The sequence below is a fragment of the Lapidilactobacillus dextrinicus DSM 20335 genome (assembly GCF_001436095.1).
GTDB lineage: Bacteria > Bacillota > Bacilli > Lactobacillales > Lactobacillaceae > Lapidilactobacillus > Lapidilactobacillus dextrinicus.
In genome coordinates this window covers 59,214-83,478 of sequence record NZ_AYYK01000004.1, presented here as the reverse complement: position 1 = coordinate 83,478, position 24,265 = coordinate 59,214, and the positions used below count along the sequence as shown (strand labels likewise).

General features: G+C 38.6%; 25 protein-coding genes and 1 riboswitch. Of the genes, 2 read left to right on the top strand and 23 right to left on the bottom strand.

The window, feature by feature from the left end; genetic code table 11:
* Nucleotides 1-11 precede the first annotated feature (11 nt).
* The 5 genes from FC84_RS02580 to FC84_RS02560 all read right to left on the bottom strand — a co-directional run bounded on the left by FC84_RS02580 (nt 12) and on the right by FC84_RS02560 (nt 4,749).
* Nucleotides 12-785 (bottom strand): SGNH/GDSL hydrolase family protein, encoded by a 774-nt coding sequence (locus FC84_RS02580; RefSeq protein ID WP_162257963.1) that lies wholly within the window; start codon nt 783-785, stop codon nt 12-14.
* Between the two features lie 172 nt (nt 786-957).
* A complete protein-coding gene (locus tag FC84_RS02575; protein ID WP_057754933.1) occupies nt 958-1,806 on the bottom strand; it encodes a DegV family protein in 849 nt (282 codons plus the stop codon).
* A gap of 256 nt (nt 1,807-2,062) precedes the next feature.
* The gene (locus tag FC84_RS02570) at nt 2,063-2,554 is read right to left on the bottom strand and encodes a dihydrofolate reductase (RefSeq protein WP_057754930.1); all 492 of its coding nucleotides are present in this window, start codon (nt 2,552-2,554) and stop codon (nt 2,063-2,065) included.
* A gap of 10 nt (nt 2,555-2,564) precedes the next feature.
* Entirely contained in the window at nt 2,565-3,524 is a 960-nt protein-coding gene (locus FC84_RS02565; RefSeq protein ID WP_057754927.1) for a thymidylate synthase, read from the bottom strand.
* Nucleotides 3,525-3,540: 16 nt separating this feature from the next.
* Complete coding sequence (locus tag FC84_RS02560; RefSeq protein ID WP_057754924.1) at nt 3,541-4,749, bottom strand: CCA tRNA nucleotidyltransferase; 1,209 nt, start codon at nt 4,747-4,749, stop codon at nt 3,541-3,543.
* A 145-nt stretch (nt 4,750-4,894) separates the two neighbouring features.
* Between FC84_RS02560 and FC84_RS02555 the strand changes: the two genes are divergently transcribed.
* Nucleotides 4,895-5,815 (top strand): YitT family protein, encoded by a 921-nt coding sequence (locus FC84_RS02555; protein WP_057754921.1) that lies wholly within the window; start codon nt 4,895-4,897, stop codon nt 5,813-5,815.
* A 51-nt stretch (nt 5,816-5,866) separates the two neighbouring features.
* Here the strand turns inward: FC84_RS02555 and FC84_RS02550 are convergent, their stop codons facing one another.
* The 8 genes from FC84_RS02550 to FC84_RS02515 all read right to left on the bottom strand — a co-directional run bounded on the left by FC84_RS02550 (nt 5,867) and on the right by FC84_RS02515 (nt 15,032).
* Nucleotides 5,867-7,138 (bottom strand): tetratricopeptide repeat protein, encoded by a 1,272-nt coding sequence (locus tag FC84_RS02550; RefSeq protein WP_057754918.1) that lies wholly within the window; start codon nt 7,136-7,138, stop codon nt 5,867-5,869.
* Between the two features lie 603 nt (nt 7,139-7,741).
* Entirely contained in the window at nt 7,742-8,017 is a 276-nt protein-coding gene (locus FC84_RS02545; protein WP_057754915.1) for an HU family DNA-binding protein, read from the bottom strand.
* 320 nt (nt 8,018-8,337) lie between these two features.
* Nucleotides 8,338-9,648 carry a ribosome biogenesis GTPase Der gene (der, locus tag FC84_RS02540; RefSeq protein WP_057754912.1) on the bottom strand — a complete coding sequence of 437 codons (1,311 nt, stop codon included), beginning with the start codon at nt 9,646-9,648 and terminating at the stop codon, nt 8,338-8,340.
* 120 nt (nt 9,649-9,768) lie between these two features.
* A complete protein-coding gene (rpsA, locus tag FC84_RS02535) occupies nt 9,769-10,992 on the bottom strand; it encodes a 30S ribosomal protein S1 (protein WP_057754909.1) in 1,224 nt (407 codons plus the stop codon).
* A gap of 90 nt (nt 10,993-11,082) precedes the next feature.
* Entirely contained in the window at nt 11,083-11,742 is a 660-nt protein-coding gene (gene cmk / locus FC84_RS02530; protein WP_057754907.1) for a (d)CMP kinase, read from the bottom strand.
* Between the two features lie 26 nt (nt 11,743-11,768).
* Nucleotides 11,769-12,476, bottom strand: a complete 708-nt coding sequence (locus FC84_RS02525; RefSeq protein ID WP_057754904.1) for a LysM peptidoglycan-binding domain-containing protein — start codon at nt 12,474-12,476, stop codon at nt 11,769-11,771.
* Nucleotides 12,477-12,595: 119 nt separating this feature from the next.
* Nucleotides 12,596-14,071, bottom strand: a complete 1,476-nt coding sequence (locus FC84_RS02520; RefSeq protein WP_057754902.1) for a RecQ family ATP-dependent DNA helicase — start codon at nt 14,069-14,071, stop codon at nt 12,596-12,598.
* Nucleotides 14,064-15,032 carry a YpbB family protein gene (locus FC84_RS02515; protein WP_057754898.1) on the bottom strand — a complete coding sequence of 323 codons (969 nt, stop codon included), beginning with the start codon at nt 15,030-15,032 and terminating at the stop codon, nt 14,064-14,066. Before FC84_RS02515 ends, FC84_RS02520 begins: the two co-directional genes overlap by 8 nt.
* A gap of 27 nt (nt 15,033-15,059) precedes the next feature.
* Between FC84_RS02515 and FC84_RS02510 the strand changes: the two genes are divergently transcribed.
* Nucleotides 15,060-15,296, top strand: a complete 237-nt coding sequence (locus FC84_RS02510) for a ferredoxin (RefSeq protein WP_057754895.1) — start codon at nt 15,060-15,062, stop codon at nt 15,294-15,296.
* A gap of 172 nt (nt 15,297-15,468) precedes the next feature.
* On the opposite strand, the gene FC84_RS02505 is transcribed toward FC84_RS02510, so the two are convergent.
* The 10 genes from FC84_RS02505 to pfkA all read right to left on the bottom strand — a co-directional run bounded on the left by FC84_RS02505 (nt 15,469) and on the right by pfkA (nt 24,235).
* Complete coding sequence (locus tag FC84_RS02505) at nt 15,469-16,041, bottom strand: ECF transporter S component (protein WP_057754891.1); 573 nt, start codon at nt 16,039-16,041, stop codon at nt 15,469-15,471.
* A gap of 155 nt (nt 16,042-16,196) precedes the next feature.
* Nucleotides 16,197-16,316: riboswitch (FMN riboswitch) on the bottom strand.
* A 74-nt stretch (nt 16,317-16,390) separates the two neighbouring features.
* A complete protein-coding gene (locus FC84_RS02500) occupies nt 16,391-17,146 on the bottom strand; it encodes a pseudouridine synthase (protein ID WP_057754888.1) in 756 nt (251 codons plus the stop codon).
* The gene (gene scpB, locus FC84_RS02495; protein WP_057756060.1) at nt 17,127-17,738 is read right to left on the bottom strand and encodes an SMC-Scp complex subunit ScpB; all 612 of its coding nucleotides are present in this window, start codon (nt 17,736-17,738) and stop codon (nt 17,127-17,129) included. The genes FC84_RS02500 and scpB overlap by 20 nt, the downstream gene beginning before the upstream one ends.
* A complete protein-coding gene (locus FC84_RS02490; RefSeq protein WP_057754885.1) occupies nt 17,738-18,487 on the bottom strand; it encodes a segregation and condensation protein A in 750 nt (249 codons plus the stop codon). Before FC84_RS02490 ends, scpB begins: the two co-directional genes overlap by 1 nt.
* 2 nt (nt 18,488-18,489) lie before the next feature.
* Nucleotides 18,490-18,867, bottom strand: a complete 378-nt coding sequence (locus FC84_RS02485; protein WP_057754882.1) for a hypothetical protein — start codon at nt 18,865-18,867, stop codon at nt 18,490-18,492.
* A gap of 27 nt (nt 18,868-18,894) precedes the next feature.
* Nucleotides 18,895-19,782 (bottom strand): site-specific tyrosine recombinase XerD, encoded by an 888-nt coding sequence (xerD, locus tag FC84_RS02480; protein WP_057754879.1) that lies wholly within the window; start codon nt 19,780-19,782, stop codon nt 18,895-18,897.
* Nucleotides 19,775-20,650, bottom strand: a complete 876-nt coding sequence (locus FC84_RS02475; protein ID WP_083479500.1) for a S1-like domain-containing RNA-binding protein — start codon at nt 20,648-20,650, stop codon at nt 19,775-19,777. The genes xerD and FC84_RS02475 overlap by 8 nt, the downstream gene beginning before the upstream one ends.
* A 7-nt stretch (nt 20,651-20,657) precedes the next feature.
* Nucleotides 20,658-21,122 (bottom strand): DUF441 domain-containing protein, encoded by a 465-nt coding sequence (locus FC84_RS02470; protein ID WP_057754876.1) that lies wholly within the window; start codon nt 21,120-21,122, stop codon nt 20,658-20,660.
* 289 nt (nt 21,123-21,411) lie between these two features.
* Complete coding sequence (gene pyk / locus FC84_RS02465; RefSeq protein ID WP_057754873.1) at nt 21,412-23,181, bottom strand: pyruvate kinase; 1,770 nt, start codon at nt 23,179-23,181, stop codon at nt 21,412-21,414.
* 88 nt (nt 23,182-23,269) lie between these two features.
* Complete coding sequence (pfkA, locus tag FC84_RS02460) at nt 23,270-24,235, bottom strand: 6-phosphofructokinase (RefSeq protein WP_057754870.1); 966 nt, start codon at nt 24,233-24,235, stop codon at nt 23,270-23,272.
* Between the last annotated feature and the right edge of the window lie 30 nt (nt 24,236-24,265).

The following is a 24,265-nucleotide window of genomic DNA, read 5'->3' as shown; positions in this document are numbered from 1 at the left end:
ATTGGTCCTCCTTAGTTTTGATAAAGCCAGTTTGCTTTAATGGCTTTAATTTTAGTTACGAATTGATTAGCAATGGCTTGATAGCCCCGATTATTAGGATGAAAATGATCCTTGGTATACAAATAAGGATTTAAAGTGGTCTGCTTTTTCTTATTATTAGCCAGAATCGATTCCTTAGGTTTAGTCATCACGGAATCAATATTAACATAATAAATCTGGCTGAATTGCTTAATCGTTTGTTGAGTCGTGGCATTCCATAAGGTCATACCGGTTTGCAAGTCAGTTAACGTAGGAAAGTAAACGTAAAACGGATTATAAATACTAGCAATCACAATTGGCGCATCTGGATTATATTGCCGAATTGTTTTGATCAAGGCTGTCAAATGCTGTTGGTAAGTTTTACTGGCTTTTTTAATTTTAGCCACACTAACATTGTTAATATTATTGCGCAACTCGTGCATTAAATCATTGGCACCAACGGTCATGGTGATGACGTCCGCAGCTTTTAATCCCTTTTGAATCTTTTCTTGTTGGATTACGCGCGTACGAATTTGTGTTGAAGTGTCACCACTAACCCCAAAGTTATGAGTCGTGACTTGCGTCTGATACTGCAAAGCTAACTCTTTTTTGACTAATGGGACGTAGCCACCACTATTAGTGGCATCGCCTACTCCATGAGTTAATGAATCACCAATTGCTGTTAGTGTTACTTTTTTTTTGATAACTTTTTTAGTTGCTGTTGTTTTTGGTTCCGTTGTATTTTGAAAATGTGGTCTTTTAACCAATCCATTTAACACTAGAAACACAACGAGCGCGCTAACCAAAACGATTAAAACAGTTTGTGTAACTTTTATTATTTTTTTCAACGTTCTTCCCAACTCTTATGAATTCGCTAGTTATTAAAAGAATCTGGGACGAAAATCCCAGATCCGGATTAAATTTATTTGTTAATGTTGCTTAAGCTGTATAGAATATCACGGCTAAAGCACCAGCACCTGTATGGGTGGCCACAACTGGTGAAGTTGGCGCCACTAAAATTGAAATTTCAGGGAAAATGGCATTTAATTGTTCTTTAATCTTATTAGCTAACCCTAAATCATCAGCATGAGAAATCCCAATCCCTAGAATTGGTGCAGTTGTTTCTTTCATTTGATTAACTAAATCGTTATAAAAATTATTGATTGTCTTAATTCCGCGGCCCTTATGAATTGGTACGATAGCATTATCTTCAAACTTCAAAACAACTTTAATGTTTAATAAGTTTGATAATAAACCAGAAACTTTACTTAAACGACCACCTTTAACCAAATTATTCAAACTTGAAACAGACAAGAATAACTTAGTGTGTTCCTTAATCTTTTCCATAGCGGCAATAATTTCATCACGCTCTTTGCCAGCTTGCGCTAACTTAGCAGCTTCAATAACTTGAAAAGCCATTGCTCGGTCAATATATTCACTGTCAATAACGGTTACAGCAGCTTTAGAAATTTGAGCTGCTTGACGTGCCGCATTTACCGTGCCACTTAAACCATGGGACATATGCACTGAAAGAATTTCGCTACCATCAGCGGATAGTTCGTCATAAAGATCCAAAAAAGTCCCAATTGATGGCTGACTAGTCTGCGGTAAGTTTTTAGCTTCGGCCATTTTGGCCATAAATTCAGGTCGGGTAATGTTAACGCCATCAGTATAAATCATTTTATCAATGACAATGGTTAAAGGAACCACATGAATTTCATATTTTTTTGCTTCTTCATCTGTTAATTGGATGGATGAATCAGTAACAATCTTAATTTTATTAGTCATGGATAGCTTCCTCCGAAAATCGATCAAAATATCATTCAGAATATTATTCTAATTGCAGATAATCGTAATACAGAACGTACGAATTGTCTATTAATAGCCTATACTAAAACTTCTGCTTAACAGCGTTTGCTAAATTGCCATCAACAATAAATATTATAACATGGTATTGAATTAACTCACCAATAAATATTTATCTTTACATCTAATTATCAAAACTAGATGATAACAAAAATTAATTTGTTGTTCTTGTTTTAGCTTAACCCCGGTGATACTCATTAAAACTAAATTCTGGCGTTGTTGCAGTTACCGGGTGAACTTGTTGTTTCACTAAATTAAACTTCGACCAAGGCAATGTCGGCATGTAAACATCGCCTTGATAACTAGCTTTAATCGTAGTTTGATACAGGACATCAACTGAATCAACAAAGGTCTCAAATAACGAAACGCCACCGATTACTAAATAGTTTTGCTCTGGCGCAGCAGCAATTGCCGAACGAATCGCAGTTATCTGATTAAAGACGCGAACACTGTCAGGGAATTGGTCAGCAGCTTGCGTCGTTAAGACCCAATTTTGCCGCCGTGGTAGTGGACCGTTAGGAAATGAGTCATAAGTTTTTCGGCCCATAATGATGGTCTGTCCCACTGTTAATGCTTGAAAATGTTTTAAATCGGCCGGTAAATGCCAAGGTAGTTGGCCATGATCACCAATTAAATGCTGTTGATCTTCTGCCCAAATGAATGCTAACAAAGTATCACTCCTAAACTGCGACTGGCGCAGAAATTGCTGGTGCTGGGTCATAGCCAATTAACTTAATATCTTTCATTGTATAATCCGCTAAATCTGGCTTAATTTCATCAGTTAACCAAAGCGTTGGTGCGGCTTTAGGTGTCCGCTGTAATTGTTGGTTAACTTGGTCAATATGATTGTGATAAATATGAGCATCACCAAACGTATGAATGAATTCACCAACTTGTAACCCAGTTTGATGTGCTACTAAATGAGTCAGTAGTGCATAGCTGGCAATATTAAAAGGCACGCCCAAAAAGATATCTGCACTTCGTTGGTACAACTGCAAAGATAACTTACCATCATTTACATAAAATTGGAACAGCGTATGACATGGTGGTAAAGCCATTTGTGGAACATCCTCAGGATTCCAGGCACTAACAATTAACCGGCGTGAATCTGGATTAGTTTTAATCTGTTGAATGACATCGACCAGTTGATCAATTGTTTCATGACGACTTGTTTCCCAAGCGCGCCATTGCCGACCATAAATTGGACCTAATTCACCATACTTAGCAGCAAAATCTGTATCAGCTAAAATCTGGTCACAGAAAAGTTGATGCTGTTCTTGATAAACTTTAGCAAATTCTGCATCAGCTAACGCTTGATGAGCAAAATTAGTCATATCTGGACCTTGATAATCAGCACTTTTGACATAATTTTCAAAAGCCCATTCATCCCAAATATGATTCTTGTGTTGTAAAAGGTAACGAATATTCGTGTCACCCTTTAAAAACCACAATAACTCACTTTTAATTAAGCCAAACGGCACTTTTTTGGTAGTTAATATGGGGAACCCGGCTTGTAAATCAAAATGAATTTGATAACCAAAAATACTGTTCGTTCCGGTATTAGTCCGATCATGTTTGCGGTGGCCCTGAGTTAAAACAGTGCTAGCAAATTGTAAATACTTCTCTTCATTAGGATTCACGATGAGTCCCTCTTTCTCAATCAGTTTGTTGTTTAATCCACTCAATTAATGCTTCATTATGATTAACGACTTCACCCATGACGACTGCGTGTTCAACTTGGTTTAACCATTGCCCAATTTCTGGGCCAGGTTTAAGACCTAACTTTTGAATTAACGTTTGTCCATCAATGGCTAGTTCGTGACGATTTTTGATAGGAAGATTCTGGTAATGAATGGCCAATTGAGTAAAGTCAGCATCCAATTGTAAAATAGGCCAAATGGTGGCTAACCGCTCAATAATGGTAGCATCCACTTGGTAAAGTTGGCTAGCACCAGGCTGTGGGTTTGTTTGTAACAACCGACTAAAAGCTAACGTATGCTGACTATCAGCAATCACTTCATTAGCTGATTTCCAGCTGTGTAAGAGCTGCTGTTGTTGTGCTAGAGTTAGACTAAACCCCTCACCTAAAAGCGTCCAGATTGCTGCCTCGTCCATTAAGGGCTGTTGTGTGGCAACAAATTTAGGATAATTACCAGTTAAGTAATCTTTAAAGAAGGGTGTGTTTTTAATCAAGCCGGTGGCAACAAATAACTTCCAACCAATTAACCAGTTTGCACTCAACATCATCTTTTCAAATTCAGTATGAATACGTTCAACGGCAATCTTTTGCAAAAGCTCAGCGTTGTGTAGTAAGCTGACATAAGTATCTGTGGTAATATCAAAGCCGAGCTGACTAGCAAAACGAACGGCACGCATCATTCTTAAAGCATCTTCATGGAACCGTTCATCTGCATTACCAACAGCGCGAATCGTTTGTGCTGCTAAATCAGCTAACCCATCAAATTCATCAATCACTAGGCCGTCAGCACGAACAGCTAAGGCGTTAATGGTAAAATCACGTCGTTGTAAATCTTGTTTAAGTGAGCGCACGAAAGTAACGTGATCTGGTCGGCGGAAATCTTGATAACCCGATTCAGTTCTAAAAGTTGTCACTTCATAGCCAATACCATGTTGCATGACGGTGACTGTTCCATGTTTAATGCCGGTATCAATAGTTTTAGGAAAAATTTCTTTAATTTCTGCAGGAAAGGCGCTAGTTGCAATATCTACATCTGCAATAGCTTTTCCTAACAGCGTATCGCGCACAGAACCGCCGACAAAATAAGCTTCGTATCCGTGAGCCTCAATTTGTTGTAAAATAGGTAGTGCCTGTTGAAATTCATTGGGAAACGCTGTTAAATACATGTCAACACCTGTCCTTGATTAACTCATTTAATCATTATAGTTTCTATTGTAAAACTGCACAGAAATGAGTGCAATTTTTGAATCATAATCTTCAATAATTAATAAGATTTGCCTAATTATAAAAAATCAAAGTGGAGGTATGAATATGACAAATATCGATTGGAAAACTGTGGATTGGAAAACCACGCTTCGTGAATTTATCATGATTATACTCGGCGCCTTAATCTATGGCTTCGGTTTAGTTGCGATTAACATCAAAAACAACTTAGCCGAAGGTGGTATGACTGGTGTTACTTTGATTTTGCGGGCATGGTGGCATTTAGACCCGGCCTACTCAACAATCTTTTTAAACATTCCACTTATTATTCTAGGCTACCATTTTTTAGGTCGTAAAGGAATGATCTATACTATTTTTGGTACATTGGCTTTATCCGGTTCACTGTGGATGTGGCAGCGAGTTCCTTTCATGCTTAACATTAACTTACACCATGATTTATTCATTGCTGGTGTTTTGGCGGGGATTTTTGGTGGTTTTGGTTCAGGTTTAATCTATCGCTATGGTGGTACAACCGGTGGTAGCGACGTGATTGCTCGTATCCTTGAATTAGAGCGTGGTATCCCCATGGGCCGAACTTTACTGGCCATTGATGTGATTGTACTGTTAACTTCGCTTACTTACTTAGATATTGAACATATGATGTATACGTTGCTTTCATCTTTTGTTTTTTCAAGGATTGTTGATGCCACTCAAGACGGTAGTTACTCTGCTAAGGGATTATTAATTATCAGCGAAAAGCATGAAGAAATTGCCCATGCGCTCATGAATGAATTGGAACGTGGCGCCACTTTCTTAAGCGCTGAGGGTGGCTACCAACATGACCGCCGACCAATTGTCTATTGTGTCGTGGCACCTAGCGAAGTTGTTCAAGCTAAAAAAATTATTATGAATTTAGATTCGAGTGCCTTTATCTCAATAATTGATGTGCATGAAGCTGTTGGTGAAGGCTTTACTTATATGCGCAAACCAACGCATAATTTACTTTCACTACGTACCACTAAAAAATAAAGAAAGAAGCAGACAATTTGTCTGCTTCTTTTTATTTACATATTTTTAATTCTAAAAATCGTTATCTTCTAATTCTAAAAGCAGCGCTTGAAAATCATCATCATCAGGAACTAATTTTAAATATTGTTGCACGGCCATTTTTAATTCATCTTTAGCTGCTTGAGACTGTAAGAACAACGCGAACTGTTTCATAAATTGTGGATTGTCTTTTAAATTAGGATAAGCAATAAAATAATTTTCGCGTGCTTGATCAACCTCATCCAACTGATCATAAGCCTGTGCTAATTCCCAATTAACTTGTGGGTCAGCTTCATCTTCTTGTTCAGCAACAGCCGCTAGTAACTCGACACTATCTTGAGCGCGACCAGCCCGCAAATAATGCTCACCTAACATTAGCCGTAATGACTGCGCTTCTGGATCAATCGTAAGCCCCTTCTTGAGTAAGTCTTCCACTTGATGCTTAGCGCCAACTTTAGCCGCTGCTTGGGCACCCAGACGATACAACTCAAGATTAAACTCATCATAACCCAGCCCCACTTGAGCTGTTTGCAAGGCTTGATCGTAGCGACCTAATGTTGATTGACTTTGCACCAAAGGACGATAAAGCGAACTATAATCAGCATTTTGTTGTTGCAAGCGTGTTAAAATCTTGATTGCTTTTTCATCATCATTTACCTGCTGATACAAGACGCCTAGTTCAAATAGTTGATCATCGGTCGCTAAATTTTCTGTTAGTTTTTCATCAATGGCAATGGCTTCTTCATACTGACCCAATCCCGATAAACACTGAGCTAAACGTTGCTGAATTGAAACCTGCGCAAAGTAATCAACACCGGCTTCAGTCAAGCTTTGGTAGTATGGCAGTGCTTCTTGGTAGCGACCTAAACTTAAATATAGCTCACCTAACGCAAAATCCACAACCGGTTCGTCTGGCAACAAGGCCTTAGCAGTCAATAACTTTTGTTCACTAACCTCTGGCAAATTCAAAGATTGATAAAGATCAGCCGCTGTTAGTAAACTTTGCGGATAAACTTCTGAACTTTGCGAAATATGGTCAAGTTGCAGCAAGGCCTCATCCGTTTGATCATCACTAATGGCCAATTCCGCCAAAATTAAACGAACATCATCTGCGTCAGGATATTTCTGCAATAACTTTTCTGCAATCCGGCGGGCCTGATTATTAAACCCAATTGCTTGTAACTCCTCGGCTAAACTAAATAAAGTATCGTCATCATCATGGCGCAATGCTGATGCGAATTTCTTCTTAGCTTCATCTAAATCTTGATCCTCTAACGCCTGCAGCATTTCTTCCGAATAAGTCATAGAGTACCTCGCTACTTTCTAATGTTTTTAATTAACGTTCAATAAAACTTAACCTATTAATTATAGCGAATAATTAATAACGGCGCTATTGTCACAACTTTTTAGTTTATTCTAGCAGACCTCTTCTTATTAGTTTAATAATTTAATTCTACCATGCTACGGCTCCGAAAAATTGCCAGGTGGAACGTAGTGGACACTATTTGAAGCCAATTGCTAATTGTCTTCAAACTAGGTCTTACTGTAATTGCTAAAGCAATAACAGTAATTTCACCACTGACCGGCATTTTCCTACGCTGCTTAAATTTAATTTGGCATCAATAAAATCTAGCTGCATCAACTTGCTAGTTCCGCCGAGTTTATTTAGTGATGGAGTGAGATGCTGGTCAGCCGCGGAATTATTGTTAATGGTTGACCATTTACAATAAAGTTTGTATTTAAGACAAATTGGTTTTAATTTGGCTTAAATCAAAGCTCGCAGCGTTACACCAGCAATTTCACAGAGGCATCAAGAACGTCACTTTGAATATTTAGCTAAAAATTCAGAACAACAAAAAAAGACCGACACAATTGTCGGCCTTAGTACTTCAATGTAATGTTAAATTCTTATTTAACAGCATCCTTCAAAGCCTTACCTGGCTTGAATGCAGGTACAGTGCTTGCAGGGATTTCGATTTCAGCACCAGTTTGAGGGTTGCGGCCTTTACGAGCTGCACGTTGACGAACTTCGAAGTTACCAAAGCCGATCAATTGAACCTTCTCACCCTTAGCAAGTGTTGATTGGATTGAACTAAATACAGCGTCAACTGCAGCAGTTGCGTCTTTCTTAGTTAAACCAGTCTTTGATGCTACGTTATCGATTAATTCTGCTTTATTTGCCATGAATTTCACCTCCTGGGGTCAAGCTTCACGAGCCTGAACATTTCACTTTTGCTGGCGCAAAAATGATGAAACAATGATGCTTCTCTATCACTATTCCATTACTAAAGTTACCATAGAAACCCCTATTCTACAAGGTTTTTTTGTAAAAACAACGGATATTTATCAAGGCTTTAATCGATGAAATGCATTTTTGAGAAAAACATTTCAGAATTGATAAAATTAACCCATTATTTCAAAAAAATCCAATTAAATCGCGGTTTAATCAGGTTGCTCTCAAGCAATATATCTCCAATATTCAATCAGCCTCTATGCCACAAAATTTACTTGCGTTGACGTGGAATTAAGTGAATTGGTGTCCCAGAAAAATCAAAACTATCCCGTAATTGATTAATTAGGAAACGTTGGTATGAAAAATGAAATAACTCTGGATCATTAACAAAGGCCACAAAAGTCGGTGGCTTAATCGCAACTTGTGTTAAGTAATAAACACGCAAACGTTTGCCTTTAACCGTTGGCGTTGGCGTAATGGCCACGGCCCGTAATAACACATCATTCAATACTGATGATTGAACCCGACGCTGTTGGTTAACTGAAACTGTCTTAATCATGTCTGGTAAAACATTTAAACGTTGCTTAGTCAATGCAGAAACAAAGACAATTGGTGCGTAATCTAAATATTGCAATTCCGAACGCAATTTGTCGGTAAATTTCTGCATGGAATAAGTATCTTTTTTGACCAAATCCCATTTGTTAACGACAATAATGATTGCCCGACCAGCTTCGTGAGCATAGCCAGCAACTTTCTTATCTTGTTCACGTAAGCCTTCTTCACCATCAATGACGAATAAAACAACATCAGAACGATCAATTGCACTTTGGGCCCGCATAACTGCGTATTTTTCAGTAGATTCCCAAACTTTACCACGTTTACGGATGCCGGCAGTATCAATCATGGTAAACTTCTGACCATCATCATCAGTAAATTGCGTATCGATTGCATCACGAGTTGTACCTTCAATATCAGAAACAATTACCCGATGTTCACCCAAAATCGCATTAACTAATGAGGATTTACCAACGTTAGGACGACCAATCAAACTAAACTTGATTGTATCGTCTTCTTCATTGTCCTTTTCTAATGGGAACTTAGTGACAACAGCATCTAATAAATCACCAATTCCAGTTCCTTGTGCACCAGACACTGGAATTGGATCGCCAAAGCCCAACGAATAGAAGTCATAAATATCTTGACGTTGTTCAGGATTATCAGTTTTATTAACGGCTAACACAACATCTTTTTTGGCACGATAAAGAATTTGGGCAACGCGCTCATCAATATCGGTGACACCTTCACGAGCGCTTACCATGAAGATAATCACATCAGCTTCTTCAATAGCAATTTCAGCTTGCATACGAATTTGATCAACAAATGGCTGATCTGTAAAATCAATCCCACCAGTATCAATCATACTAAATTCATGATTTAGCCAAGAACCGTGGGCATAAATACGGTCGCGTGTGACGCCAGGTGTATCTTCAACGATTGAGATACGTTGGCGGGCAATACGATTAAAAACAGTCGATTTACCTACATTAGGTCGACCGACAATAGCGACGACTGGTAATGCCATATTAACTCACCTCACTACTTAATTTTGTTTTCTCATAAAAAAGGAGTCGGACCAGATAAAGGTCCCAACTCCTTTTATCATATCATTAATTTAAACGAAGTTCTGCTTGCAATCAAGTGATTACTTGTCAGAATCGTCTTCGATATCTTTAGCAGCATCGCCTAATAATTCGCCAAAGCTAAAACCAGTATCAGTTTCAGGTAAGACATAGTTATCTTCACTATCATCTTGTGCTTGGTTATCACGATCATTTTCGCTAGCTGGCTTTTCAGTCAAAGCTTTGATTGATAATGATAAACGACGATTTTCTGGATCAACGCTTAAAACTTTAACCTTAACATCTTGGCCTTCTTTAAGCACATCATTAGGTGTAGCAATATGTTGATGTGAGATTTGCGAAATATGAACCAAGCCTTCAATACCAGGGGCAACTTCGACAAAAGCACCAAATGTTGTTAAACGTTTAACTTTACCGTCAATAGCTGCACCAACAGGGGCAACTTCAGTAACAGAATCCCAAGGTCCTGGTTGTAAAGCTTTCATTGATAAGGAAATACGGTTACGATCAGCATCCACACTTAAAACCTTAACTTTAACTTCTTCACCAACTTTTAAGACATCACTTGGCTTGTCAACACGTTGATGTGAAATTTCAGAGATATGAACTAAACCATCAACACCACCAAGGTCAACAAAAGCACCAAAGTTAGTTAAACGAGCAACTTTACCTTCGATTTCATCACCAGGTAAAATCTTAGCAAATAATTCTTCACGTTTAGCTTCTTTTTCTTTTTGAACTAATGCCTTACGAGATAAGATCAAACGATTTTCGCTTGGTTCAATTTCGATGATTTTAACATCAAAAGTTTGACCAACATATTCTTTCAAATCATCAACGAAATGATCTGAAACCATTGAGGCTGGGATGAAGCCACGAACACCAGCATCAACAACCAAACCGCCTTTAACGACTTCTTTAACCGTTACAGGGATTGCTTCGCCAGCTTTAAACTTAGCTTCGATATCACTCCATACTTTGCGTGCTTCTAGGCGACGCTTAGAAAGTAAGTAGCTACCGTTTTCTTTATCATGACCAATGCTGGCAATGACAACTAAATCGATGACATCACCGACTTTAGCTTGATCTTCAATATTAGCACTGCGATCACTGGTAAGTTCTTTCAATGGCACAACACCTTCAACACCAGTACCTTGAATGCCAACAACTAATTGACCATCATCAATGGCTAATACTTCACCTTTAACGACGTCACCAATTTTGACTTCATGTACACTGTCGAGTGCTTTTTCCATTTCGCTTTGACTGTAATCTTGCTCTGACATAATTAATCCTCCCACGCTATAACATCATATTAATTTTAGTTGATATTGCTCCAACAAGCTAGTAAAAAGTGTTGAAACTCGCAAAAATAGTTATCTTGCGTTATTTGCTAGTTCGACAATCTTATCAACGACTTGCTGAATACTAAGATTTGTTGAATCAATTTCGCTGGCATCCGTTGCTTTAGTTAGCGGTGAAATCTCGCGATGAGAATCTTTATAATCGCGAATTTCAATCTCTTCTTGTAACTTAGCTAGCGGTGTCATAATCCCTTTTTGAATATTCTCATCATAACGACGACGTGCACGTTCACTTGCCGAAGCGATTAAGAAGACTTTAACTTCTGCATTCGGTAAAACAGTTGTACCAATATCACGACCGTCCATGACAATATCATGGTCGCCAGCAATCTTACGTTGTTGACGTACTAACTCTTCACGAATTTTAGGTAATGCTGAAACTTGTGAAACGTTATTAGTAATTTCTGGTGTCCGAATAGCTAGGGTCACGTCTTCATCATTAAGAAAGACCAGTTGACCTTTTTCAGAAGGTTTAAAACTAATTTCAGATTGACTTAACTTAGCTAAAATTTGCTCCTCGTCACCATAGTCAATCCCATTTTCTTTTGCTAAAACTGTTGCGGCACGATACATTGCCCCAGTATCACAATATATAAAACCTAATTTTTGTGCGACTTTTTTGGCAACCGTACTTTTACCTGCTGATGATGGTCCATCAATTGCAATTTGCAATGAACAAATGCCTCCTGCTTAAATAATTATTTAACTCGAATTGTTTGGCCTGGTGCAATTGAAGAACCAGGTTGTAAGCCGTTTAAGGCAAGTAATTCGTCCAATGTTAAGCCGTGGTTAACGGCGATTCGATACAAGTTGTCCCCGGCATTAATTGTGTATGTGCTGGCCGTAGATGTGCTTGGTGTGCTGCTTGAAGATGATGAGCTTGAAGCATACACAGAGCTACTTGAAGCACTTGAACTACTTGGTGCAACATAAACTGAACTACTGCTTGAGCTAGAACTACTTGAAATGCTTGAGCTGCTTGAAACACTAGATGAGCTACTTGAAGATGATGATTCTGAAACTTCTGAACTTGAGCTAGAAGATTTAGAAGATGACGATTTCTTAGAACTTGATTTTTTAGATGACTTCTTAGAACTTGACTTCTTCTTTTCAGAACTTGAGCTAGATTTCTTGGATGATTTCTTGGAGCTAACCACAATCTGCGTACCATTGTCATTATTTCCATTTTGTGCAGAAACCCAAGCCCAAACGGTTGTCCCAATTACAGCTAATAAAATAACAACTAAGATAGAAACGAAAACTTTATTACCCCGATCCCGCTTTTTACTAGCGACACGTGATAAGTTGCCGTCTTCATCCCGATCATTATCAAAACTATTTTCCCAAGGACGTTCAGGATTAGTTTCGTTCTGATCGTTTTTTTCGTTATCATGATCTTTATTCATAACTGACCCTCCATTTGTTTATGTTTAATTTTATCATAGTCAGAACGGAAATAATTTAAAAACTGCTAAAGAATAGCGACTTTTTACCGATTTTTCAAAGTCTAACGAACCATTCACTATTATGACTCATCTGTCTCTGTCAAATCAACAAATAATTGTGGCCAAATCTGTCCGGCGGATAAAAGCTGGGTTGTTGGAGATTCAGTTGTTAAAGTTGGTAATGTTAATTTGCTCAAGAGTTCAGATAAGGTCAGTGCTTGCGAAGTGCTACAACAATGTTCATCATGTTGGATGGTTTGCGATTGATGATCGAAGTAATCGCAAACTTGTTGCCGTAAACAAGTGGTTGAATTCAAAAAACGCCAAAACTGCTGCACTTGATTAGCCCGAACTCGTTGTGTTTTCGTCAAGGTTGCAATCACTTCATCTTCAGTAAAATCAGCCCGTTGATAAGCTTGCAGTACGTCAAGCTGACTTGGCGAATCCTGCAATGTCGCATCCAAAATTTGGTGATAAAAATGTGAAACGGTTTGCGGCTGAATCTGATTAGCCTGCTGACGCGTTAATAAGCGCTGAAAATCATTTTGATGAACGAAGATCAAGGTTAACGCTTGTTGCCCATCGCGGCCGGCACGACCAATTTCTTGTAAATAATTTTCAAAATTGGCTGGCATTTCGTAATGAATTAATAACCGGACATTATCTTTATTAATCCCCATGCCAAAAGCACTCGTTGCTACAACCACATCTAATTGATCGCGCATAAATAACTGCTGCACTTGTTGACGAGCCAGATTATCCATACCAGCATGATAAAATGCCACTGGCCGCTTAGTTGCCCCAGCAATTTTTAAAGCCAGCTCCTCAGCTTGCTTGCGCGTAGCCACATAAATTAAAGTTGGCCAACGTGGTACTAATAATTGCTGCAATATTTGCCACTTATCATCATCCCGTTGAACAAATTCAGTCCGTAAATATAAATTCGGACGGTCAACAGAATCTCGATAAATATAAACGGCTTGATGAGAAAATAATTGGTGCTTAATATCAGTGCAAACTTGATCAGTTGCTGTCGCCGTTAAAGCGAGTGTCACTTGTGGTTTTATTTGTTGACTAACTGTTCCCAAGCGTAAATAATCTGGTCGAAAATCTGGACCCCAGCCTGAAATACAATGAGCTTCGTCCACCACAAATAAACCAATATTTACTTCTTCTAGTCGACGAATAATCTGCGGTTGGCAAAGTGTTTCTGGTGCTACGAATAAAAATTTATAGTCAGCTAAATGTGCTAAAATATAGCGTCGATCTTGGGCATTTAACCGACTATTTAAGACGGTCGCCTTGCCTAAATGAGCAGCCTGAATCCGTTCTAATTGATCTGACATTAAAGAAATCAATGGACTGACAATAATAAATAAGCCCTCTATATGCGGTGCCAAAAATTGGTAAATTAATGATTTACCGCTCCCTGTTGGTAAGACACCTAATGCATTTTGTCCATCCAGAATTGCTTGCAATAACTCTGCTTGACCAGGTCGAAATTCAGTGAACTTAAAGCGTGTTTTTAACTCTGCCTGTAATGTTTGCTTAGTCATTTTTTCGCCTCTGTGCTTGAATTTCTGATAATCGTTGCGCAAAATAACTTTCCGGATTAACCGCAATGAGTTGTTGCAGTGGCAAAGATTCAAAGTTAAAATCCGGTACTAAAATAGCAGCCTCCAATAAATGCTCCAGCAATGTCCCCTCTTTTTGATAACTATTCTGGACAATAGTTGACCACGGTTGATCAGCTTGCCAAAGCGCATAAGTATGTTCAGCCCCGCGTGACAATGGCGAAGGCGCTGCAGGAAAAACTTGGCGCAGCGGCGATTGTTGAGGTAAAAAAGTAATATCATGCATAAATTGACTTAGTGCCGCAATGCGCTTTAAGCTTAATTCATCTGCTGTTAAATTTAGGTCTAATCCCAATTGAAAGTCCGAAGTACCAGCATAAGCGTTACTTCGCAATGAATTAGCCAATAAGTCTGCTAGGTCTTTGGGCAGTCCTGTCACTGTGGCAATTAAATCTTTAACAAATTGGTGTTGCTGCCGACGACCGCTACGATAAAACCACTGTCGAATCTCGGCTTGCACTAAAGGTTGCGTTGCCAGTGGCGCATAGTGTCGTTGTTGGTGTTGATAATTACTAATGACTTGAACGCTTAGTAGTAGTCGCTCCCATTGTAGTTGCCAATCACCATCACGCCAATAATCATAAGTCTGCGGCCAGATTTGACGCTGAAGTAGCTGAACTTGTGCCAATTGCCCCAGCGCAGTTAAACGAATGGTTTTGGTCTCTGACTGAACTTTTAAATATTGTTGGCTCATTAATTGCTGCAAAGCTGCTTGATAATCAGCTTGCAGTAGTTTAGGATAAAAATGAAAATAAGGCAATAAATCATAAGTTAACCCTGCCAATAAATTGGAAACCGTGCGCTTACCGGTTAAAATATAATAAATGGCTTGATAACGACGCGGTTTTCTAGAAAATAAGGGCAACAGCAAATCTGCCTGCAAAATAACACCACCAAAAGAAGGATCAAAATGTATACTAAAGTACTTTCAGAACAATGTATTGCTTGTGGCCTGTGCCAATTAAAAGCACCAGATATTTTTGAATATGATGAAGATGGCATCGCCTATGTCAAACTTGACAACAACCTAGGAACTAAAGACATTCCCCTGCCTTTATTAGCGCAATTCAAAGATGCTTATACAGCTTGCCCAACAGGCGCGATTGTTCGTTCAGAGGTCCCTTTTCCTAAGGATAACAAAAAATAATCGGAAAGCCAATTAGGCGCTTAATGATCAGTGCTAATAAGTTGAAGAATTGTCGTTAAGCAATAATGACTAATGCGCTCAATATTTGTTAAACCTCATTCAAATTAAAACTGACCTAAATCCTTGTACGGATTTAGGTCAGTTTTTGATTAGTTTATATTTTTAATTTAAATCATTTACGAGTTGCTCGTTGTTGCAACAACCATGGTCCAATTTTAGCATAAATTAATGTAAATAGCGCCGTGATTAATGCGCCTTTGATCAAGTTAAAGGGAATAATGGCCATTAATACATATTTCAAATAATCCATACCTAATTTAATGCCCGTGACGTTAACATATAAAGGCGTCAGGATAAAATAATTCATCACAGCCATAACCAAAGTTAAAGCCAAGGTACTGCAAACAATCATGCCTAATCTTTGCCACAATCTGGTTTGACGTTTCATGAAGAACGCCATAACCAAAATCAAAGTAATACTAGCACTCACTGAGCCAAGTTCACCAAGCAAAGATGGTGCTGCAAAACCGGTCATAATCAAATGTAAAAATGCTCGAATTAAAGCTGCCCCAATGGCTCCACTAATGCCAAATAAATACAAACCACACAGGACAATTAAGTCACTGAAATCCAATTTTAAAAAAGGAAATCCGGGTAAGATTGGTATTTCAACCAACATCACCAAATAACTTAAAACACCAAAGATACTAGTACCAACCAAAGTCCGTAATTTATGATCACGCACGTAAACCGTCTCCTTTAACGGTTGTCTCCGGTTCAGCCTTATCTTAATTACTTACTTAAATCATGACTTGGTTAGTCTCACCATTCAAGTAAATAAATTTGGTCACAAAAAAACTGCTAGTCAGGGACTAACAGTCAAATTGTCTACACAAATAAGACTGTCTTCTTTCATCTAGACTATACTATCGGTATTGGAATTACACCAATTCAACTACATCGCTGTAGGTCGCGGACTTTACCGCCGGTCGGGAATTACACCCTGCCCTGAAGACAAACCAAATATTTAATTACATTTTAACTATAGCAAAGCAATACTTAATTGGCAACTGAAGTTATTCGCGCTTTCATTATTAACGTGACTTATTCTGACCACGAGCTAATTCTAGCAAATGTTCAACTTCACTATTGCTTAAGCGGCGTGCTTCACCAGGTTGCAAACCACTCAAATCAATAAAAGCAACTTGTTCACGTTTTAATTTCATCACCGAGTGACCCACATCACGGAGCATTAACTTAACTTGATGATTCATACCTTCATGAATTGTTAAACCCACCAACGCTGTATTTTTAGCTTGATTCCGATTTTCAATCCATACCTTAGCTGGTGCGGTTTTACGACCGTGAATTGAGACCCCTTCACGCAATTTTTTTAATGCCTGTGCATTTGGAATACCTTCCACTTTGGCGTAATAAGTTTTATCAATTCGGAATTTAGGATGCATCAATAAGTTGGCTAATTCACCATCATTAGTAACTAATAATAAACCTGACGTATCATAATCTAACCGTCCAATTGGGTACAAACGCAGATCCTTATCAGCAAAATAATCAGTCACGACTTTACGATGTTTATCATCGCTAACTGCCGAAATAACACCACGTGGCTTATAAAAAGCATAAGTAACGGTCTTTTGATGTTTATCAATGGGAACCCCATCAACTTCAATTTTTACTTTTGGATCAACTTTAGTACCTAATTCGCGAACAATCTCACCGTTAACGGTCACTCGACCGGTTTTAATTAATTCTTCTGCTTTACGACGTGAAGTTACGCCAGCATTGGCAATAACTTTTTGCAGGCGTTGCTCAGTCTGTGTCGGTTTCATCTATTAGCTCCTCTTCCTCTGTTGTTTCTGGTTGTCTATCTTTAAAAAATAAATCTAAATTGCCACTTGCATCATATTGACCGGCATTAAATTCTGTCAATTCTGGTAATTCATCTAATGAATCTAACCCAAAATAATTGAGAAAATAATCAGTCGTTCCATAAAGAATGGGCCGTCCGGCTACCTCTTTACGACCAGTTTCTTGAATCATTTGTCGGGCAACTAAGGTTTGCAAAGCTCCTGAGCTATGAACACCACGAATTTGGTCAATTTCAATGCGCGTAACTGGTTGTTTGTAGGCAACAATCGCCATGGTTTCTAGGGCAGCTTGGCTTAAACTTGTTGGTTGGTGTTCACTGAAATACTGATGAAGAATCGGGGCAAATTTAGGTTTAGTCGCAAGTTGATAAGTATCATGATGATGAATTAATGTTAAACCGCCATCATGACTTTCATAAAACTCTGTTAATTCAGCTAACAACTGACGCAAGGCACTAACGTGAATGCCTAAAATGGCCGCTAAATTTTTAAGTGAAATACCTTCATCACCTAATGTATACAAGATACTTTCAATTTCACCTTGATACTGAATCAAGCGACGACCTCCCCACTGACAAGAATTTCATCATCTTTAGTTGCCTGAAAACAAGTAATCACTTTGTTCTTCATTAACTCTAGACAGGCAAGAAACAAAATAATCACCTGTTCACGACTAACCGGTGTTTGTAACAACGCTGTAAATTTAAGTTGCTGAGGGCCCGCTGCCAAAACTTGTTGCTTAACCCAATCTTGTGCTTCTTCAATTGAAAAAACATCTCGATCAATAGTTTGATTAACAAAGGCCTGATCTTGAGCTTGTTGATTCAAAAGGTGGGCCAATGCCGCTGCCATTTCAGTTGTGGTAACTAAATCTTTAGGCAAAGGTTGTACTGGTTGTTTAGGCAAAGCACTCATTTCTTTTGTGAAATAACGGGCCCGCTGTTGTGCCTTTTGACCTAAATAATGACTAACTTCTTGATAAGTCTGATAAGCCAACAATTGGTCAACTAAGGCTTGGCGTGGATCTTCAGGCTCAACACTACCTTGATCAAGTTGTTCAACTTTTGACTGGGGCAATAATAAACGGCTTTTAATGGCCATTAAAGTGGACGCCATTACTAAATATTCACCGGCCACATCTAATGCTAATTGTTCCATTTCATTGAGGTAGGTTAAATATTGATCAGTAATTTGTGCAATTGGGATATCATAAATATCAATTTCTTGTGTTTTAATCAAATGAAGCAATAAGTCTAATGGACCAGCAAATTTAGTTAACTGAAGCTGTAACTCTGCTGCCATATTTAATCCTCATCACGCTGTTCTTGACTGTGATGCTGTTCCCAACTCGTCAATAAATCACTCATACTCATCGGCGCCATAATACGTTTGTCAGTATACGTGTCAGCTAATGCATCCAAAACTGCAAACTGACTCTCTTGATTACGATAATCCGGCGTAAAGGCTAAATGACGCAATAAAACAAAATTATCATCCAGTTCCACACCACAAATACCGACAAAGTCACCTTGATGATTCTTCCAAAGGTAAAGTTGTAAGTTATCTTCTACGTTATAGGATTGAAGTTCTGCAGACAGGCGATCAAAATCTTTCAAATCTGGCGTATATGATAATAGCCCCAGAGCAATTTTTTGATAATCCTGTTTATACTTCACTAACATGTAATGCCTCCATTGCGTTTGACCCGTTTAATCGCGGGGATGCGACTTTTGATAAACATCTAATAATCGCTGTTGGGTAATGTGCGTGTAAATTTGTGTTGTTGAAATATCACTATGACCTAATAACTCTTGAACAATTCGTAAATCGGCACCATTTTCTAATAAATGGGTGGCAAAAGAATGCCGCAAAGTATGAGGTGTCACATCTTTATCAATGCCCACTTGACTAATGTATTTCTTAATCATTTTCCAAATTGCCTGACGTGACAAGCCATGACCATGAAAGTTTAAAAACAATGTGCTTTCATAATGTTGTGAGCGAATTAATTGCGGCCGACTGTCTGTCAAATAGCGCTGCAAATAATCAATCGCGACATCCCCAATTGGCAATAATCGTTCTTTGTTACCTTTACCAATCGTTTGAATTAATTTCATTTCCAGATGTAAATCCGACAATTGCAGATGAACTAATTCACTCACCCGCAACCCCGTTGCATACATAACCTCTAAAATAGCCCGATCGCGTAAGCCTAAGGGTTTATTGACATTGGGTGCGGCTAATAATTGTTCAACTTCAGTCATGGTTAAAGCCACTGGTAAATGTTGACCTCGTTTAGGTGACGGAATGGTCTCCATCGGATTATGCTGAATAACCCCATGAGCTAACAGCCAACGGTAAAAATGACGCAGACTTGAAACAGCACGCATGCGACTAGCCTCGGCTTTTTTTTCAATCACTAATTGATTCAAATATAAACTAATCATATCCGAATCTTCTGTAAACTGATCGAGCTTCTGAGCTTGTAGCCAATTAATATAATGAACCAAATCGCGTCGATAACTGGCAATGCTATTTTCTGCTAAGCCTTGTTCAATTGTTAAAGATCGTAAATAATCGTTTAACGCATTATTCACGGTATTCCAAGCCTTTGTCTGTTAATTTTGTCCCATTAACATCAGTGGTAATTAAACGATGCTTTAATAAATTACCTAAAGCCCGTTTGAATGCACCCTTGCTAATACCAAAATAACTCTTAATTTCAGCAGGATCACTCTTATCATGATAAATAAATGAATGTTGCGGACTTTGTTGTAAAACAGCCATTAACATTTTGGCATCATCTTCGATCTCGACAAATGCAAGGGGACGCAAACTTACTGACAAGCGGCCATCTTGCATGCGACCAATAACACGACCGCTAACCTTTTGACCTAAATGCGGTTCATCTTCGCGTTCACTTTCATGAACAAAGCCTAGCCGATAATCGTCTAACAATAAGAAGGAGCCAACTCGTTTAGTTAGATAAACAGTACCCTTAACTGTTTCATTACGTTCAAAACTAGCTGAAAAATGACCGATAGCTTTAAATAAATCATCATTAGCCAGTTGTGCCCATAAGCGATTCTTATGGTCAACTTTTAAACCAACCATTAGGCGATCGTCTTTTTGAGGCCATAATTCGTGCTGTAATGGTAAGTCATCCAGTGACAAAACAATATCTTTGTCAGGCAAGCCAATATCGATAAAGACGCCTAAATCACGCCGAACATCAACAACTGTCCCAAACGAAAAGCGGTCAAAACCAACCGCTGGTATTTCTGTGGTAATTACCCATTGGTTTTTCATATTTTCGTAAACAAAACCAGTTATTTCATCTTTTAAACGCCAATCTTCTTTTTTACTGTGAACATGTAATGTTTGTCCATCAACCTGTGCAAAAAATTCATGATCATCATTTTGATCACTTATCGCTGCTGTTATTATCGTACCTGAATTTATCATTTTTACCTCACAATCGGTTAATTACCGAATTTACTAACATTAATAAAATATAAGTCATACCTGATGCAATGACGGGGCCGGCAGCAATCCCTCTAAAGACGACGACGCCCACAATCGTACCAAATACTAAAGCCACTGTAATTTCTGGACTTTGTGCCAATAAACCAACACCCCGGGCTGACAGCACTGCAACCAGTATGCCACAAAACACGGCAATGTATCCTGCAGGTGTTTTGAAAGCATTTAATAAATCATGAAAACCGATTCTACCCGTTGCAATTGGCACTAAAATAGCGATAGAAATGATGGTTACACCCCAATTGATACCTTGTGCGTCAATCAGATTAAATAATCGATCTGACTGAGGTAACAATTTAATCACTAACACCACTACCGCCGCAATAATTAATGAATGATTTTGACTCAGTAAGGCAACTGCCAAAACTAAGCCAAGAAAAAGCCAACTCTCCAAAAAGGTTCACCTGCTTCCAGTAAATGAACTATACGCTCATTGTACCAAAAATCAAGGTTTCTGTATATGTCGCCAACAGACCACCTTGCTAATTTGTGAAAGAATTTGATATTCATGTGTACTCCGCATACTTTATCTTACCAACAATTAATATTTTTCGTAACATTTTAATTGTTGCCTATTAATAAATTCTTTTACTTATGATGACTTTTAAGGTCACAAAAAAAGAACCTGTCGTTTTAAAAATGACAGGTTCTTTTTATTACAATTAACTGTAATTAATTAAAGATTAAAGTGAGTTAGAAACACCACGGTAGATAATACCACGACGTGAGTCAACAGTGATCAATTCACCATCTTTAACAAGTGAAGTTGCGTCAGCAGCGCCAACAACAACAGGAATACCCATTGCAATACCAACAACTGCAGCGTGTGAAGTTAAACCGCCTGTTTCAACAACGATTGCACTTGCTTTTTCGATTGCAGGTAAGTAGTCTTTGTCAGTTGTCTTAACAACAAGAACACTACCTTCAGTAGCTTTGTCTACTGCTTCTTTAGCACTGTTTGCAACAATAGCTTTGCCAACAACAGTTTCATCGCCAACACCTTGGCCTTGAGCTAACTTAGAACCAATTAATTGGACCTTCATCAAGTTAGTTGTACCAGCTTCACCAACAGGAACGCCGGCAACGATCAAAATCAAATCGCCTTCTTTAGCGAAACCAAGATCTTGGGCTTTTTGAGCAGCAATTTCGAACATTTCATCAGTTGATTCAGGCTTGTCAGCCAATACTGGTGTAACGCCCCAAGTAACAGTTAAGCTACGTTGTACCTTTTCGTCAAATGTAACAGCTAAGATGTTTGCATTTGGACGATATTTAGAAATCATACGAGCTGAATAGCCTGATGAAGTAGCAACAACAATTGCACTAACGTGTAATTCTTCAGCAGTACGTACAACAGATTCGCCAATTGATTCAGTGGCATTTGAACCCTTGTATTCTTCGAAACGTTGTAATGCTAAAGTGTTGCGTTTCTTCATTTCTTCTTCAGTACGTTCGTCAATACGAGCCATAGTTGCAACAGATTCTACTGGGTAGTCACCGTTAGCACTTTCACCAGAAAGCATTGTAGCATCAGTACCATCCATTACTGAGTTAGCAACGTCGGTAACTTCGGCACGTGTAGGACGTGGGTTTTCTTGCATTGAATCAAGCATTTGTGTTGCAGTAATAACTGGTTTGCCTAAAGCATTGCATTTTTGAATCAAAGCTTTTTGAACAAATGGTACGTTTTCGAATGGAATTTCAACACCCATGTCACCACGAGCAATCATCAAACCATCAGAAACTTTAAGAATGTCATCGATGTTATCGATACCTTCTTGTGATTCAATCTTAGGGAAGATCTTAACGTTTGTTGAGTTCTTTTCTTCAAGAATTTCGCGAATATCAAGAACATCTTGAGCTTTACGAACGAAACTTGCAGAAATAAAGTTGATATCGTTGTCGCAACCGAAACGAATATCATCAGCGTCTTTTTCAGTAATACCTGGGAGACGGATTTCAACGCCAGGAGCGTTAACACCCTTCTTAGAACCAATCTTACCTTCGTTTTGAACTTCGGTAACTAATTCTTTGTTAGCTTCGTCTTTAGCAGTGATCTTAAGGTCAACTAAACCATCATCGATCAAGACATGTCCACCAACATGTGTATCGTCATAAAGACCAGGATAAGTAACTGCGATCTTTTCTGGGTTACCAATAACAGTAGGATCCATTGAAATACGGATAACGTCACCAGTCTTAGCGATAAACTTACCGCCTTCTTGGTCAGTTGTACGGATTTCAGCACCCTTAGTATCAAGAACGATACCAACTAATTTACCAGTAATCTTTTCAGCTTCGCGAACCATGTTCATCCGGCTTAAATGTTCTTCATGGTCACCATGAGAGAAGTTAAAGCGGAATACGTTAGCACCAGCTTCGATTAACTTAACGATAGTATCTGTAGAATTACTTGCAGGTCCAAGTGTAGAAACAATCTTGGTCTTTTTCATGTAAAAAAACGCTCCTCACATATTTTTTTAAAGACAATTCAATGTTATTTTACCATATTAAAATTACAACAACTAGTTTTTCTGATGATTAATCTTTTTGATTAAACTTATTGTTCATATCATAAAGACTTAAATCAGCATGATGTTTTTCGTCGAATAAATCTTCCATCGCATGTTCAGTAATTTGGTTGTTTTCGATACCGACAGCCAAACCGCCCTTACCAGCTAATAACAATTCAACGGCATAATTGCCCATCTTGCTAGCTAGAACACGATCACGGGCAGTTGGTGAACCACCACGTTGAACGTGACCAATTGTTGTTGCGCGTGAATCAAAGTCGCCATGTTTGTCCAATTCAGCTTTGAATTCTTGAGCACTCATAACACCTTCAGCAATGACGATAACGGCATTGTCATGACCAGCTTCACGATAAGTTTCAAGTTGTTTAGCAATAGCATCAATATCGTAATCTTCTTCAGGAACGACAATTGCTTCTGCACCAGCTGCAACACCAGCCCATAAGGCTAAGTCACCAGCGCCACGGCCCATTACTTCAACAACAAAGACACGTTGATGACTTGTCGCTGTATCGCGAATCTTATCAATAGCATCAACAGCAGTCGTTAAAGCTGTGTCAAAACCAATGGTAAAGTCTGTATAAGGCACATCATTATCAATTGTACCTGGCAAACCAACAGCATTATAGCCATGTTCAGTCAAACGTAAAGCGCCGTGGTAAGAACCGTCACCACCAACAACTACTAAAGCTTCAATACCAAACTTTTTGAGTTGTTCAATTCCCTTTAATTGTCCCTCTACCTGAGCAAATTCAGGATAGCGAGCAGAATATAAGAATGTGCCACCACGTGAAATCTTGTCAGACAAAACTTCGCGAGTTAATGGGAAAATATCGCCTGCAACTAAGCCGGCAAAACCATAATTAATCCCGTAAACTTCGAGACCTTCATCAAATGCACGTAACGCAACGGCACGAACAGCAGCGTTCATACCTGGAGCATCGCCGCCACTTGTCAAAATACCGATCTTTTTCATTTCTTCACCTCAGATTAATCATATCTCATT